The organism is Streptomyces sp. DSM 116795 (genome assembly GCF_055792905.1).
Window position 1 is genome coordinate 1,160,423 of the sequence record NZ_CM147707.1, and the last position, 15,253, is coordinate 1,175,675.

Sequence of the window (15,253 nt, forward strand, 5' to 3'; positions counted from 1 at the left end):
TTCCGTAAAGTAGAAACTGAGTTTCACGATGCGGAACTCACAACCCGGAGGGAAGGCGATCGCCGTGGCGCCCCTTTCTGAGCTCGCCGGCACCGGCGGCACCGATCACCGCTACACCGTCAATCTGTCGATCCTCTTCACCGAGCTGCCGCTGCTCGAACGCCCTGCCGCGGCGGCGGCGGCCGGCTTCACCGCCGTCGAGCTGTGGTGGCCGTGGGTGGACGCGCCCGTGCCGGAGAAGGCCGAACTGGACGCGCTGCGGCGGGCGTTGAGCGACGCGGGCACCAGGCTGACCGGCCTGAACTTCTACGCCGGACAGCTGCCGGGCCCGGACCGCGGCGCACTGTCGGTGCCGGGCGAGGAATCGCTGCGGTTCCGCCGGAACATCGACGTGGTCGTCGACTTCGCCCAGTCGACGGGCTGCACGGCACTGAACGCCCTCTACGGCAACCGCGTTCCAGGCGCCACACCCGAGGAGCAGGACGAACTCGCCCTGGAGAACCTGGTGTCGGCGGCCCGCGGGGCCGACTCCATCGGAGCGGTGCTGCTCGTCGAGGCGCTCAACGCCATCGAGTCGCCGAAGTGCCCGATCGTGAGCGCACCCAAGGCCGTCGACGTCGCCGACAGGGTCAACGAGGCCACAGGGCTGGGCAATGCGAAGTTCCTGATGGACCTGTACCACCTGGCGATGAACGGCGAGGACCTGCACAGGGTCATCGACGACCACACCGGCCGCACCGGTCATGTGCAGATCGCCGACAGCCCCGGCCGCGGCGCTCCCGGCACCGGAGAACTCGACTTTCCCGACCTGCTGGAACGACTCGCCAAGTCGGGCTACGAGGGCCGCATCGGCCTGGAGTACAAGCCCGGCGACCGTCCGAGCGCCGAAAGCTTCGAGTGGCTGCCGCGTCCGCTGCGCCGCGCCTGAACCCCGGCCGCCCCGGCCCTGGCCCCGGCAGCGACTGACCCCGGCCCGGGTCGGCCCCGGCCGTCCCCGGGTTCCCCCGTCGGCACCCTTCCGCCAAGTACGCCCGTACGCCCCGGACTTCGAAAGGCATGACGCCCCATGAGCCACACCCCGGACAACACGAAGATCGGCTTCATCGGCCTCGGCATCATGGGCACGCCCATGGTGCGCAACCTCGTCGCCGCCGGATACGACGTGACGGCCTACGACCTCGACCCGGCGCGCGTCCGGGCGGCGGTCAAGGACGGCGGCACGCCCGCCTCCTCCATCGGTGGCGCCGTGCGCGAGGCCGACGTCGTCATCACCATGGTCCCGGCCTCACCGCAGGTCGAGCAGGTCGTGCTGCACGAGGGCGGCGTGCTGGAGAACATCCGCTCCGGCGCCCTGCTCATCGACATGTCGTCCATCACCCCGCAGACCTCCGTGGACGTGGCGAAGGCCGCCGCGGTGAAGGGAGTCGACGTGCTCGACGCGCCCGTCTCCGGCGGTGAGGCGGGAGCCGTGGAGGGAGTGCTGTCCATCATGGTGGGCGGCGAGCAGGAGACCTTCGACGCGGCGAAGCCCGTACTCGAAGCGCTCGGCAGGACGATCGTGCTGTGCGGCCCGCACGGCTCCGGGCAGACGGTGAAGGCCGCCAACCAGCTGATCGTCGCCGTCAACATCGAGGCGGTCGCCGAGGCCGTGGTCTTCCTGGAGAAGTCGGGGGTCGACCTCGCGGCGGCGCTGGACGTGCTGAACGGCGGGCTCGCCGGCTCGACCGTGCTCGCCCGCAAGAAGGAGAGCATTCTCGCGGGCGATTTCCGCCCCGGGTTCAAGATCGACCTGCACCACAAGGACATGGGCATCGTCACGGACGCCGCCCGCAACGTCGGCGCGGCCGTCCCCGCGGGCGCGCTGCTGGCACAGCTCGTCGCCGCGCTGCGGCAGCAGGGCGACGGCGGCCTCGACCACTCCGCGCTGGTGCGCGGCGTACGGCGCCTGTCCGGCGAGAAGACGGAGGGCTGACGCATGGCCCCGAAGAGGATGCCGGCGATGAGCGCCGCTGTCGCGATCATGGTTGACGAAGGTGTGGACATCGCCTTCGGCTGCCCCGGCGCGGCGATCCTGCCGCTGTACAAGGCGATGGAAGTGGACGGCCGCATCGAGCACTTGACGGTCCGCCACGAGGAGGGCGCGACCCACATGGCCGACGGCTGGGCCCGTACGAACGGGAAAGTCGGCGTCGCCATCGCCACCTCCGGGCCGGGCGCCACCAACCTCGTCACCGGCCTCTACACCGCGCAGGCCGACTCGATCCCGATGGTGTGCCTCACCGGGCAGGCGGTCTCGCCGAAGCTGCACCAGGAGGCGTTCCAGGCGGTCGACATCGTGGAGATCGCCAAGCCGGTCACCAAGTGGGCCGTGCAGATCAAGGAGCCCGCACAGATCCCCTGGGTCTTCCGCGAGGCGTTCCGCGTCGCCCGTACTGGCCGTCCCGGGCCGGTGCTCATCGATCTGCCGCTGGATCTGGCCAAGCGTGAGATCACCTACGACGCGGAGATCGACGCGCGGCTGCCCGTGCCAGCCGTGGAGCCTCATCTGCCGCGCGTGGAACGGGCGTTGGACATGCTGCTGGCCGCCGAGCGTCCGATGGTACTGGCGGGCGGAGGCGTGATCCTCGCGGATGCCGGTGCTGAACTGCGGGAACTGGTCGAGGAGTTGCGGGTGCCCTTCCAGGTGACGCTGATGGGCAAGGGCGTCATCGAGGACGACCACGAGCTGAACCTCGGCACGACCGGCATCCAGACTTCGCAGAAGTACGCGAACGCCTCCTTCCTGGAAGCCGACTTCGTGCTCGCCGTGGGCGCGCGCTTCGGCGACCGGCACACGGGCGCGAACATCGACGTCTACCGCGGCGGACGTACCTTCGTGCACGTCGACATCGAACCCGGCCAGATCGGCAAGGTCTTCGAACCGGATCTCGGCATCGTGTCCGACGCCGGGCTGTTCCTGACGGCCCTGCTGGCGGCCGCGCGCAAGCGCAAGGCACGTGCCGACGTGGCGAGTTGGGTCGAGCGCTGCCAGGAGCTGAAGCGGACGCTGGTGCGCCGCGAAGACTTCGACTCGACGCCCGTGAAGGCGCCGCGCGCGTACAAGGAGATCAACGAGGCCTTCGACGAGAACACGTGGTTCGTCACCGCCATCGGGCTGTACCAGATCTGGGGCGGACAGCATCAGAAGGCGTACCTGCCGCGGCACTACCAGGTGTGCGGGCAGGCGGGTCCCCTGGGCTGGGAGGTGCCGGCGGCGATCGGCGTGAAGAAGGCGCTGGAGGGGATGGGCGAACCGGACGCCGAAGTCGTGGGCATCGTGGGCGACTACGGCTTCCAGTACCTGGTGGAGGAGCTGGCGGTGGCCGCCCAGTACCACGTTCCGTACGTGCTCATCATGCTCAACAACGAGTATCTGGGCCTGATCAGGCAGGCCGAGATCGGCTACGGCATGAACTACCAGGTCGACATCCACTACGACGACTTCGGCACGGACAACGTCAAGGTCATGGAGGCCTACGGCTGTTCGGGACGGCGCGTGTGGGAACCGGAGGACATCGCCGGTGCCATCCAGTGGGCGCGGAAGGAGGCGGCGGCCACCTCACGTCCGGTTCTCGTGGAGATCATGATCGAACGCGAGGCGAACACGCCGCACGGTCCGGACATCGACGCGGTACGGGAGTTCGAGGAGGCGTGAGGCCCTGGCGGGCCAGGCCGGCCGCCGGACCTTGCCGTCGGGGCGGAACGAAGTGCCGTGCGGCGTACGGCACTTCGCCCGCCCTTCGCGCCGAGTCCGCGGCTCCCGGCCGTCGACGAGCCGCCGGACCCTCGACATCCCGGCGGGCCGCCGTCGCGGCGGAAAGTAGGCAGCGGTACCACCGCACTGCCAGGCCCTCCGGGCACGGGGGGCCTTGGCCACCCAGACCACACCCAGCCAACGGCCGCACCACAACCGGCCGTCGACCGACCGCCGTACCCTCGCCGTCCCGGCGCGCCACCGTCGCGGCGGAAGGGGGCGGGGCGGCACGGCCACCAACCGGCGCCACGCGCCCGTGTCTGACGGCCAGCCGGAACAGGCCCCGACCCCGACCAACGGCCGCACCACGACCGGCCGTCGGACCCTCGACATCCCTGCGGGCCGCCGTCGCGGCGGAAAGTAGGCAGCGGTACCACCGCACTGCCAGGCCCTCCGGGCACGGGGGGCCTTGGCCACCCAGACCACGCCCAGCCAACGGCCGCACCATGACCGGCCGTCGACGGGCCGCCGGACCCTCGACGTCCCTGCGGGCCGCCGTCGCGGCGGAAAAGGCAGTGGCGCGTCGCCGTTCGCGGCGGAAGGGCGCAGGGCGGGACGGACGTCAATCGGAGCCGTGCGCCCGGGGGCCGAGGCTCAGACGGCCGTCGACGGCCGTCCCGCGGGGCCGTCGGCACGGGCGGAAGACGCAGACGTGGAGCGGCCACCGCCAGGGACTCCCGTCCCTCTTCGCACCGATTTCTGGGCCGTTCCTCTTCGGAAACACCGTCCTTTCGGCGACGATATGAGCAGGCCCCTCAACGCCCCTTGCCCGAAGTCCCGCTGATGCCGCTGGAGCCGAAGAGATGGCAGAAAGCGTGCCCGTGAGCTGCCCCGAGTGCGGCCGCGAGCACAACTACACGCCGCCGGTCTACCCATGTGACTGCGGCGCTCCCGTCGCGCTTCCGCTGATGCGTGACGGGGTGCCCGCGCAGGTGCGGCACCGGACGTGGGACGGGTCCTGGGTGGCGGTCCGCTGCCCGGCCTGCGGCATGTCGAAGGAGTGGCCGCAGCCCGAACTCGGCTGCGGATGCGGCACGTTGCTGAGGATGCCCGTCCTGCCGCCGCAGCCGGGCCCCGCGCCCGGCGAGCTGTCCGGGGCGGAAGCCACGCCCGGCCCGGCCGCGGACGACGGCCGACCGGGCCGGCCCGCCGCGACGGGCACGACGTCCGGAAGCGGGAGCGGGGGCTCCGCCGCGCCCGCCTCCGTCAAGCCGCACGGCACCCAGGAGCAGCCGGGGCACAGAACGCGTCCCGCCTTCCGCCCCGTCACGATCCGCACCGCGCAGGACGCACGTACCGCCGCCGCGGAGTATCTGCGCTGGCTGGGCTTCCCGGAGGTACGGGTGACGGAGAAACGCCCGGCGTCCGGCGTGGACGTGCGCGGCGCCGGCATCCTCGCGCACGTCGACCCCACGACCGCCCCGACGACTCTGCGCGAGGTCGAGACGGTCTGGCTGAACGGCCTCAACGAAGATGTGGACACCGCCTGTTTCTCCCTGGCCGGCTACTCGCGTGAGGCCCGTACCCGCGCGGACACGCTGTCCGTGGCCCTCTTCGTCCTCGACCTGACCGGCATGCCGCAGGCCGTCAACGACCCGGCCGACGCCCTGATCCGCTCCGTCTGCTGACTCCCGGCCCGGGAACCCCGCCTCCTGCGGGGCGGGGGCCCGCCGTGCCTCCTGCGGGGCGCCCGCCCAGCCCGCTCAGCGCTCCTCGCGGAACTCCTCCCCCGGCCCCTGTGCCGCGTGCGCCCGCAGTTCGACGCGGCGGATCTTGCCGGAGATCGTCTTCGGCAGCTCGGCGAACTCGACGACGCGGACCCGCTTGTACGGCGCCAGCGACTCCCGCGAGTGCGCGAAGATCGCCTGGGCCGTCTCCGGCCCTGCCTCCCACCCCTCGGCGAGCACCACGTACGCCTTGGGCACGGCCAGCCGCAACTCGTCCGGCGAGGGCACGACCGCGGCCTCGGCGACCGCCTCGTGCTCCAGCAGCGCGCTCTCCAGCTCGAACGGTGAGATCTTGTAGTCGCTCGCCTTGAAGACGTCGTCGGAGCGGCCGACGTAGGTGATGTAGCCGTCCTCGTCGCGCGAACCGATGTCGCCCGTGCGGTAGTAGCCCCCGGCCATCGCCTCGTCGGTGCGTTCGCCGTTCCCGCGGTAGCCGGTCATCAGACCGACGGGACGGGCCGACAGATCGAGGCAGATCTCGCCTTCGTCCGCGTCGGGCTCGCCCGTCACCGGATCGAGCAGCGTCACCTCGAAGCCGGGCATGGCACGTCCCATCGAGCCCGGCTTGAGCTGCTGCCCGGGGGAGTTGGCGACCTGCACCGCGGTCTCCGTCTGGCCGAATCCGTCGCGGATGGTCCTGCCCCAGGCGCGACGTACGTGCTCGATCACTTCGGGGTTGAGCGGCTCGCCCGCCGCGACGACCTCGCGCGGCACGGCTGTCAGCTTGCTCAAGTCGGCCTGGATGAGCATGCGCCACACGGTGGGCGGTGCGCAGAAGCTGGTGACGCCGGCCTTCTCGATCTCGGCGAGGAGGCGGTCCGCGTCGAAGCGCGCGTAGTTGTAGATGAAGATCGTCGCCTCGGCGTTCCACGGAGCGAAGACATTGGACCAGGCGTGCTTGGCCCAGCCCGGCGAGGAGATGTTGAGGTGTACGTCGCCGGGTTGCAGCCCGATCCAGTACATCGTCGCCAAGTGCCCGACGGGGTACGAGACGTGAGTGTGCTCGACGAGCTTCGGACGGGCCGTCGTGCCGGAGGTGAAGTAGAGCAGGAGCGTGTCCTCGGCGCGGGTTGGACCGTCCGGCTCGAATTCGGCGGTGGCGCCGCCGGCGTCCTCGTAGGCGAGCCAGCCGTCCTCCGGCCTGCCGGCGCCGCCCACGGCGATACGGGTGTAGTCGCCCTCCACGGTGGCGAACTTGCCGGTGTCCTCCGCCCGTACGACCACGTGACGCGCCTCGCCGCGCTCGATCCTGTCGGTCAGGTCGGCGGGGCCGAGCAGCGGGGTGGCCGGGATGACGACGGCGCGCAGCTTCATGCAGGCCAGCAGCGTCTCCCACAACTCGACCTGGTTTCCGAGCATCACGATGACGCGGTGGCCGGACGCGACACCCTGCGCGCGCAGCCAGTTGGCGGTCCGCGCCGAGCGGTCGCGCATCTCGGCGAAGGAGTAGCGGGCGGCGGCGCCGTCCTCCTCGACGATGTGCAGCGCGGTGCGGTCGTTGTCCCGGGCCACGGCGTCGAACCAGTCCAGTGCCCAGTTGAAGTGCTCGGGCCTGGGCCAGGAGAAGGCGGTACGTGCCGCTTCGTAGTCGGTCCGGTGCCGCAGCAGGGTGTCCCGGGCGGCGCGGAAGGCGTCGGTGGGGCTGGTGGGCTCGGTCGCCGTCATCGTCACTCCTCGGGTGGCGCTTTCTCCGCTTCTCCGCAGCCGGTGGCCGTCGGCGCTGCCGGCGGGCTTTCGCCGGGCTCTCGCCGGGCCGCCCGCCGGTCACGCCGCTGGTCACACTGCGGATCATCCTGAGTCACGCAGCGGCCGCGCACCACCCCCGAGCAGCAGTTCGTACGCGGCCGTGGATGCCGCCCGGGCGGCCGGAGTCACGTCACTCGCCGGCCGAAGGCGCCTCCCCCACCGGACGGACGATCACCGGGGGGTTGGCCGCGCCCTCCGGGACCGGGCACTGGTGGATGCGGGCGGCGATCTCGGTCGCACGCTCGAAGCTCTTGCACTCCAACAGCCAGTAGCCCACGAGCACTTCCTGCCCCACTCCGTAACCGTCGTGGGAGACCACGGGCCGCCCGTTCGCGTCCGCGGTGACGACGCCGGCCTCTGCCGGAGCGCTCAGGCCCTGGCCGTCGACGAGTTCGCCGGACGCGGCCAGGTCCTCGTTGAGCTTCTGCATGAAACCGACCATCGCCTTCAGGTCGTCCTCCGTCCAGACGGGTGCGTCCCCGGACGCGCTGCCGCCCATGGCGTCGTAGTCGGACTGCGTCCCCTGGAGCAAGATCATGAACTTCACTGCGGGCCTCCTCGCTCGCGTTCTCGCCCCCGCTTCGGGGGCCTGTACGAGTGGTGGACAACCGGCCATGCCGGAACTCATCGCCCAGAACCGGCCGTATCTTCCGAAAGGTGGCAAGGAAGGCCATGACGCCCGCATATCCAGCCGTGTGGGGTGAGTTCTTGACGGTCACGCGACCGGACCCGTCAGGTCTCGTCGGGAATGCGCGGACGAAGAAAAGATCAGAAGGACGTGCGCCCGAAGACGAGCGCGGTAAGGCACCATCAAGAACGTGTTGACGGGGGACCGGAACCAGCGCACCAAGCGGGGCGGCGGCCGTGGCACGGTGACGGGGCATCGGCTCCAGCCCACCGCACGGCCCGTCCGCCCCCGCTATGAGCGTGTACGGCGCGAAGAGGCACCGCGGCGGACGCGCCGGCGCCCGCTGGCCTGGTTCGTCGGCTTCGTACTGGCCCTCCTGAGCGTGCCCCTCACCTTCCGCGGCATGAACGACGACGGGCCCACACCCATCGCCCAACTCCTCGCCTTCCTGCCGTGGTTCCTCGTCCCGGGATGGCTGGCACTGCTGTACGCCGTGCTGGCCCGCCGCGGTCTCCTCGCCTTCTGGGCCATCGCCGTGCTCGCGGCGACCGTCGGCTACACGCTCCCCCAGGGCCCCGACGCACCGCCCGGCGCCGCCGAACGCACCGGCAAGGCCCGCTTCCGTGTCCTCACGGCCAACCTGCGCCTCGGCACCGCGACGGAGTCACTCGTCGAGACGCTGCGCCGGGAGCGCCCGCAGGTCGTCGCCGTCCAGGAGTGCGACAGCCGGTGCGCGGACGCGCTGCGCGGCGCGCGGATGCGGGAGGCCTACCCCTACCGGCACATCATGGAGGGCTCGGGAGCGGGCGGTTCGGCACTGCTGAGCGCGTTCCCGCTGGAGGAGAAGTCCTCGCTGCCGGGGCGGCTGGCCATGCCGAACGCGCTCGCGGACGTCTCCGGTACGCCCGTCAAGGTGCAGGTCGCCCATCCGATGCCGCCGAAGCCGGACGCCCTGGGCAGCTGGCGCGAGGAGCTCGGCGCGCTGCGCTCGTACGGTGCTTCACGCGGCGAGACCCCGGCGATCGTCGCGGGCGACTTCAACTCCTCGCAGGACCACGCCTCCTTCCGCTCCATCCTGCAGACCGGGCTGAACGACGCCGCCCGCCTCACCGGCCAGTCCCGCACGCCGACCTGGCCCAACAACACGCCGCTGAGTCCGATGGGTGCGCAGATCGACCACATCCTGATCAGCGACCCGCTCACGGCCGTCGAGGCCGAGTTCCTCGAACTGGACGGCTCGGACCACCTCGCCGTACTGGCCGACATCAAGCTGTTCTGAACCGCGGCTCACTTCGCGGGGTACTCGATCAGCACCGGCTCCTCGCCGAAGCCGATCCGGTCGCCCGCACGTGCGCGCGTCGTCCTGCCGTCCATGTGCCGCAGGCGGTGCGCGCCCGGGCGGAGGGTCACTTCCGCGCGGCCACGGGTCGTCCAGTACACCCGCAGGGTCCGCCCGGCACGCTCGAAGCGGCAGGTGTAGGCGCCTTCCGCCAGCCCGCTCCGTCCACCCTCGCCGCAGGAGGCGACGCTGGTGTCCTGGAGCCATTTCGCGAGCCTCCCCATCCGCAGCCCGGCTTCCGTCGGGGGGCCTCCCACCGGCTGCACGACGAGGGGCAGCCCGGTGTTACCCCAGTTGTAGAAGTACATCCGCCGCATCCCCCAGTGCCAGCTGAACAGGCCCGACAGATAGAAGCGCACCGCGTAGTCGCGGGCCCGCCGGGCGTCGAGCCGTTCGGCGAGGTTGATGTCGATGTCGGGGCCCGTGTTCCACACGTCCATGTGGCTGTAGCCCTCCTTGTAGAGGAGCTCGTTCACGTCCCGTGCGAGACCGATGATCTCCTCGGGCGGGCCGTCCGGCTTGCGCGGCGGCATTTTCAGCGCGATCGCGTCGCAGCTGTCCAGCGCCCCTGTCCGCGCGAACCTCCGGAGCAGGGAACGGCCCCTCTCGCTCCGCAGGTGCCCGAACGACGGGCAGGCCACCCGGGCTCCCGGGTCGGCGCGGCGGATGATGCGAGCGGCCCGCTCGACCATCCGGGCCAGGGTGGAGACGGTGCCGGCGAACATGCCCTCGTGGCTGGGGTAGTCCCACAGCTCGTAGGACTCGATGCGGCCCCGGTAGCGCTCGACGACCTTCTCCACGAAGCGGTCCCAGTCGTCCAGATCGTCCGGTGGAGAGGCGAGGGAATCCTTGAAGAGGGACTTGTGGCCGTCCGGAGCGGCCCACGGCGGCGTACCGCCGAAGGTGAACAGGACCGGCAGCCGCTCGCGTTCCGCGCTCTCGACCATCCGGTCGAGGATCGTCCAGTCGTAGTCCCGGCGCCGGCGTTCGATGGTGCCCCAGCGGGTCTCGCTGTTCCACAGGCGGACGGCGCCCGTACGGAAGCCGGGCATCAGCCCGGTATCCGTGTTCAGGGTCAGCCCCATGAACTCCGGTGGCACGGGCTTCGGGGCGATGGACCACACCGGCCCCTTGAACTGCTGTTCCCCGGGGCCTGCCGGGGAGCGGTGAACGCCGCCCTTCCCGGCACCCCTGGCCTGGAAGTGCCAACTGCCCGTGTGCGAGGTGACGCTGACCGCAGAGGTGACGACGAAGGCGAGCAGCAGCGCTGCCGCCCGCAGCCAGTAGAAGGTGTGCAACGGCGGTGCGGCGGGGGCGGGACGCCGGCCTCCCGGCCCTCCCGCTGCGGCCTCCGCCCCGTTGCGCGGAGGGCGCTCGGCGCCGCCGGCGTCCTCGGAGGAGGGGGCACGTTGCTCGCCATTGCCTTCGAGGCCCTCTTCGCCGCCTTCCTCCTGCTCGCCGTCGGGTAACCGGCCGGCGGGCGGGTCCTGCTGCGCGGGATGGTGCCCTGCCCCGGAGGGGTCCCCTCCGACGGTGCCTTCTCCGGCGGCGTCCTGTCCGGCGGGGCTCTGCTTGCCGGCCGAACTCCGCCAGGCGCGGTAGAGGCGGTCCACCTCCTCGTCACTCGCCCCGCACACACGCGCGATCCGCTCGACGACGCCGAAGCTGCCCGGAACGGTGCTGCCCTGGCAGTACCGGTGCAGCGTGGACCGGCTCAGGCCGGTGCGATGGGCCAGCGCCGCGTAGCTGCGTCCGCTGCGCCGCTTGAGCTCCTCCAGCTCCTCACCCAGCCGCCACGGCACGGGAGTTCCCCTCCCCGATGACAATGGCCTCCCCCTTCTGCCGGCCCCCGGCCCCGGCCCGGCGGGACGGCGGCCGAGCCGTCCCACGTCGATGGAAAATAGCAGCTCACGGCGTGCAGGATGTCCCGTTGTCCCAAGACTGGCTTTTCCCTTGCAACGGGACATCCCGCACACCAACGTCGAGTGCAGGCCGTTCGCCCGTGTCCCGCCTGCAGGAACAGCCGACACGGCCCGACGGCGCGCCACGAGGGGGAATGGCGCGAACACGCTTGAGAAATCGGGGGATTCATGCTGCGTGTGCACTTCACCGCGGGCGACATTGCCCGTACGAGAGTCGCCGACGGACCGGACCCGCTCTGGGAGTCCGTGCTGAGCCTTCATCAACTCCGCGAGAGGAACCGGGAGCCCGCGCTGGACGAATGGCGCAGACACGTGCTGGGGCACGGCACCGCTTCGCTCCGGCTGCTGCTGCCGCTCGTGCCGGCCCGGGGCTACTTCCCCGACTTCCTGACTCCGCCCGAGGGTTCGGAGGGATTCGAAGCGGGCGTGGACTCGATGCTCTCCACACCGCGCAGTCAACTACGGGCCGAGATCGAGAAGCTGGCCAACGGGCAGCCTCAGCCTCCCTGTTCCTGGACGCGTTCCGTGGCGGAGGGCTCCGCGCCCGTCCTGCACCGGCTGGGTGAGGCGATGCGCGACTACCGGCGCGTGGCGTTCGGTGCGTCGTGGCAGCGCGTCTGTTCCGGCATCGAGGGCGACCGTACGTGGCGGGCACGCGTCCAGTGGTACGGCGGCACAGAGGCGATGCTGCGGACGTTCGCGCCCCGCATCCGCTGGAATCCGCCGGTGCTGGAGTGCGACTATCCCGTCGAGAGCGACATGCATCTGCGGGGGCGCGGGCTGCTGCTGGTCCCGTCCTACTTCTGCCGCCGTACACCGGTGGCGCTGGCCGACCCGACCCTGCCGCCGACGCTGGTGTATCCCGCACGCGCACCCGACCGTTCGGGACACATGACCGGCAGCACCGCAGGGGAGACGGGCGCCCACCTCGCGCGGCTCCTCGGGGTCACGAGGGCGGCCGTCCTGCAGTCCGTCGGCGGCAACTGCACCACGACCGAACTGGCCCGGCGAGCGGGGGTCTCGGTCTCCTCGGCGAGCGAGCACGCCGCGGTGCTGCGGGGCGCGGGGCTGATCGCGAGCAGCCGCGAGCGCAACGCGGTGCGTCACTCGCTGACGCCCGTCGGGCTCGCGCTGCTGGACAGCCGCCCCGCTGTCGTCATCCCGGCGCCCGCAACCGGACGGGACGCGGGGCCCTCGCCCGCCGCCCTCCGGGCCGCCGTCGCGGGGAAGGCCTCTGCGGGGAAGGCCGCCGCGGCCTGTACGGACGGAACCTGAGCGGGCCGCCACGGGCGGCGGCCGTGGTACCGCCTTCACGCGACCGGCAGGGGACCGGGAGGCACGGGACGGGTCAGACCGGTCCGGCGGACCGCCGTACGGCCAGGTCCTTCAGCCGCTTGCCCGAGCGCCGGCCCGCCCACAGCACCACCAGCAGCGCCAGCGCGAGGAGCGGGTAGCCCATCGCGATCCTCGCGACGCCCAGCCAGCCCGTCTGGTCACCCTCGTACAGCCACTGCCAGACGACGAACCGGGCCGCGAAGACTCCCACGAGTGTGAGCGTGGCGATGTCGTAGTAGTGCCGCGAGGGCTTGTCCTTGAGCCAGGTGGTGCCGGTGCCGTTGAGCGCTCCCCAGACGATTCCGGCCAGCGGCCGGCGCGCGAGGACCGAGAGCAGGAAGAGCACACCGAGGGCGAGGTTGCTCCAGATGCCCAGCAGGAAGAAGCCCTTGGCGGATCCGGTCTGCCAGGAGACGAACGCGGCGACCGCGACACCGAACAGCCCGGAGAGAGCGGGCTGGAGCGGCTCCTTGCGCACCAGGCGCAGCGCGGAGACCGCCAGTGCGACGCCGACGGCGGTGCATATCGCGGCCGTCAGCCCGAAGGAGCCGTTGGCAAGGATGAAGGCCACGATCGGCAGCATCGTGTACACCAGGCCCGTCGTGCCGCCCATATGGTCCAGCGGTGTCTGCTTCGCCTGGCGTCCTGGGGCCGTGCCCGGCTCGTGCGGGCGGGCCGCCTCGGCAGCGGGGCGTACGGATTCAGTCATGCGGGATCAACTCACCAAGTAGTCGTTTGTGCTCACGGGTTGCCGGTGCGGCCTTGCCGGGACCGGCCTGCGGGGTGGCGGGCGCCGGCTACTCCGGGCCCGGCTGTCCGCCCAGGTGGCGGGCGAGGAAGCGGTCGGCCGCGCGGTACACGTCGATGTTGTTCTCCGGGTTCACGAAGCCGTGGCCTTCGTTCTCCTTGACCAGGTATTCGACCTCGACCCCGCGGGCGCGGAGCGCGTCGACGATCTGGTCCGACTCGGCCTTGACGACGCGGACGTCGTTGCCGCCCTGGACCACCATCAGCGGTGTGCGGATCTCGTCCACCCGGCTGATCGGCGAGCGGGCAGACAACTCCGCTTCCTGCTCCGGGTCGTCGGGGTTGCCGGCGTAGAGGTACCAGTTGTTGATCAGGTGAGGCCGCGCGAACTCCGGGACGGTCCGCAGATAGGTGACGAGGTTCGAAATGCCGCAGAAGTCGATCGCGGCGGCGAACACGTCGGGAGTGAAGGTGACGCCGACCAGGGCGGCGTAGCCCCCGTAGGAGCCGCCGAAGACGGCGACCCGGTCCCGGTCCGCGTACCCCTCCTCGACGGCCCAGTCGACGGCGTCGATGAGGTCGTCGTGCATCTTCCCGGCGAGCTCCCCGATGCCGGCCTTCAGGAACGCCTTGCCGTAGCCGGCCGAGCCGCGGAAGTTGACCTGCAGCACCGCGTATCCGCGGTCGGCCAGCAGCTGCACGACGGGGTGGTAGCCCCAGCTGTCGCGGTGCCAGGGGCCGCCGTGTACCAGCAGGACGAGCGGGAGCCCGGCCGGCTCGGTCCCCGGCGGCAGAGTCAGGTACGAGGGGAGGGCCAGTCCGTCGCGTGCGGTGATCGTGACCGGCGTCATGGGGGCGAGGGCCTCGGGGTCCAGGTCCGGGTACGCCCGGAACAGCAGCCGGCTCTCGCCGGTGGAGTGGTCGTAGTAATAGGTGACACCGGGGACGCGGTCGTGCGTGAAGCCGGCGACCCAGCGCTGCCCGCTCTCGTCGGACGATACGGCTGACAGGTCGCCGTCGGACAGCTTCTCCAGGTTCTCCAGCACCGCGGCGAAGTGCGGGTCCAGCGCGTGGATCACCTGCCGCTCGCCGAGGTAACGCACCCCGAGCAGCTCTCCCGTACGCCGGTGGCAGATGAGCGGCGAGGGCATCGTGGGGAAGACCGTCGAACGCGGGTCCAGGTCGAAGTCCGGGTGGCTGTCGACCACGGTCTCCGCACCGGTGGCCAGGTCGAGCCGGGCCGGCCGGGTCCGGTCGCTGCCCCGGCTGGAGCCGATCCAGGCACCGGTGCCGTCCGGGGTGAACTGGAACGGCTGGACACCCAGCGGGTAGTCGGCGCCGTCGAACGTGGTGACCGGGCGCAGCTTCCCGGTCCCGGCGTCCCGCTGCGCCAGCTCGATGTCGCCGTCGGCCGTCCAGTTCAGGGAGTACAGGTCTCCGCCGGGCGCGTACAGCAAGCCGTAGACCTGGCCGGGGTTCTCCACCAGCATCGTCAACTCACCCGTGGCGATGTCGACTTCGCAGAGGTCGAACTCGGCGGGGTCCCGGCGGTTCATCCGCAGGAGCAGCTTGCCCGGCCGGGAGACCATCATCTCGAGACCCACGACGGTGACCCCGGGGTACGGGGTGAGGTCGACCGCTCCGGCATCCGGGTCCTCCAGGTCGACCCGGTAGACGTGCCAGTGCTCGTCGCCGTCGCCGTCCTGCTCGTAGAGCAGCCAGCGTGGATCGTCCGTCCAGTGATAGACGTGCACACTGCGGTTGTCGTCCGCAGTGACGCAGCGCGCCTCCTCGGCCGAATCGACGCTCTCCACCCAGACGTTCAGCCGCTCCCGCCACGGCGCCAGGTAGGCGATCCTGGTGCCGTCGGGCGAGATCGATGCGCCGGCGCGGGCGGGCGAGCCGAACAAGTCCTCGACAGCGAGGTGTTGGGCCTCGCGCGGAACGGCGGTCATACGGACACTCCTCCTGGGTTCGTCCCGGTTCGGTGGGCGCGCTTTCTCGGTGCTGGAAGCT

Annotated in this window: 11 protein-coding genes; 6 read left to right on the plus strand and 5 right to left on the minus strand. The window is 71.3% G+C overall.

Going from position 1 to position 15,253, the window contains the following annotated elements; translation table 11 throughout:
- The first annotated feature begins 64 nt into the window (after nt 1–64).
- The 4 genes from ACSMXX_RS04980 to ACSMXX_RS04995 all read left to right on the plus strand — a co-directional run bounded on the left by ACSMXX_RS04980 (nt 65) and on the right by ACSMXX_RS04995 (nt 5,421).
- Nucleotides 65–928: a TIM barrel protein gene (locus ACSMXX_RS04980; RefSeq protein WP_473182824.1), complete on the plus strand. Its 864-nt coding sequence runs from the start codon at nt 65–67 to the stop codon at nt 926–928.
- Nucleotides 929–1,066: 138 nt separating this feature from the next.
- Complete coding sequence (locus tag ACSMXX_RS04985; protein ID WP_473182825.1) at nt 1,067–1,972, plus strand: 2-hydroxy-3-oxopropionate reductase; 906 nt, start codon at nt 1,067–1,069, stop codon at nt 1,970–1,972.
- Nucleotides 1,973–1,990: 18 nt separating this feature from the next.
- Entirely contained in the window at nt 1,991–3,694 is a 1,704-nt protein-coding gene (gene gcl / locus ACSMXX_RS04990; protein WP_473184635.1) for a glyoxylate carboligase, read from the plus strand.
- Nucleotides 3,695–4,596: 902 nt separating this feature from the next.
- Nucleotides 4,597–5,421, plus strand: coding sequence for a hypothetical protein (locus ACSMXX_RS04995; RefSeq protein WP_473182826.1), 825 nt, complete (start codon nt 4,597–4,599; stop codon nt 5,419–5,421).
- A 75-nt stretch (nt 5,422–5,496) separates the two neighbouring features.
- On the opposite strand, the gene ACSMXX_RS05000 is transcribed toward ACSMXX_RS04995, so the two are convergent.
- A complete protein-coding gene (locus tag ACSMXX_RS05000; protein WP_473182827.1) occupies nt 5,497–7,185 on the minus strand; it encodes an AMP-binding protein in 1,689 nt (562 codons plus the stop codon).
- Between the two features lie 211 nt (nt 7,186–7,396).
- Nucleotides 7,397–7,804, minus strand: a complete 408-nt coding sequence (locus ACSMXX_RS05005; protein WP_473184636.1) for a YciI family protein — start codon at nt 7,802–7,804, stop codon at nt 7,397–7,399.
- A 280-nt stretch (nt 7,805–8,084) separates the two neighbouring features.
- Between ACSMXX_RS05005 and ACSMXX_RS05010 the strand changes: the two genes are divergently transcribed.
- Nucleotides 8,085–9,173 (plus strand): endonuclease/exonuclease/phosphatase family protein, encoded by a 1,089-nt coding sequence (locus ACSMXX_RS05010; RefSeq protein ID WP_473182828.1) that lies wholly within the window; start codon nt 8,085–8,087, stop codon nt 9,171–9,173.
- A gap of 8 nt (nt 9,174–9,181) precedes the next feature.
- Here the strand turns inward: ACSMXX_RS05010 and ACSMXX_RS05015 are convergent, their stop codons facing one another.
- On the minus strand, nt 9,182–11,035 hold the full coding sequence (locus tag ACSMXX_RS05015) for a helix-turn-helix domain-containing protein (RefSeq protein ID WP_473182829.1): 1,854 nt from the start codon (nt 11,033–11,035) through the stop codon (nt 9,182–9,184).
- 288 nt (nt 11,036–11,323) lie between these two features.
- On the opposite strand from ACSMXX_RS05015, the gene ACSMXX_RS05020 reads away from it, so the two are divergent.
- On the plus strand, nt 11,324–12,430 hold the full coding sequence (locus tag ACSMXX_RS05020) for an ArsR/SmtB family transcription factor (RefSeq protein WP_473182830.1): 1,107 nt from the start codon (nt 11,324–11,326) through the stop codon (nt 12,428–12,430).
- Nucleotides 12,431–12,503: 73 nt separating this feature from the next.
- On the opposite strand, the gene ACSMXX_RS05025 is transcribed toward ACSMXX_RS05020, so the two are convergent.
- Complete coding sequence (locus ACSMXX_RS05025; protein WP_473182831.1) at nt 12,504–13,199, minus strand: DUF3159 domain-containing protein; 696 nt, start codon at nt 13,197–13,199, stop codon at nt 12,504–12,506.
- An 88-nt stretch (nt 13,200–13,287) separates the two neighbouring features.
- Entirely contained in the window at nt 13,288–15,192 is a 1,905-nt protein-coding gene (locus ACSMXX_RS05030; RefSeq protein WP_473182832.1) for a S9 family peptidase, read from the minus strand.
- Nucleotides 15,193–15,253 lie beyond the last annotated feature (61 nt).

Excerpts from the sequence above, each read along its gene's own strand:
- gcl (WP_473184635.1), top strand. The coding sequence starts at position 1,991 with ATGCCGGCGATGAGCGCCGCTGTCGCGATCATGGTTGACGAAGGTGTG.
- ACSMXX_RS05025 (WP_473182831.1), bottom strand. The coding sequence starts at position 13,199 with ATGACTGAATCCGTACGCCCCGCTGCCGAGGCGGCCCGCCCGCACGAG.
- ACSMXX_RS04985 (WP_473182825.1), top strand. The coding sequence starts at position 1,067 with ATGAGCCACACCCCGGACAACACGAAGATCGGCTTCATCGGCCTCGGC.
- ACSMXX_RS05020 (WP_473182830.1), top strand. The coding sequence starts at position 11,324 with ATGCTGCGTGTGCACTTCACCGCGGGCGACATTGCCCGTACGAGAGTC.
- ACSMXX_RS04995 (WP_473182826.1), top strand. The coding sequence starts at position 4,597 with ATGGCAGAAAGCGTGCCCGTGAGCTGCCCCGAGTGCGGCCGCGAGCAC.
- ACSMXX_RS05000 (WP_473182827.1), bottom strand. The coding sequence starts at position 7,185 with ATGACGGCGACCGAGCCCACCAGCCCCACCGACGCCTTCCGCGCCGCC.
- ACSMXX_RS05005 (WP_473184636.1), bottom strand. The coding sequence starts at position 7,804 with ATGATCTTGCTCCAGGGGACGCAGTCCGACTACGACGCCATGGGCGGC.
- ACSMXX_RS05030 (WP_473182832.1), bottom strand. The coding sequence starts at position 15,192 with ATGACCGCCGTTCCGCGCGAGGCCCAACACCTCGCTGTCGAGGACTTG.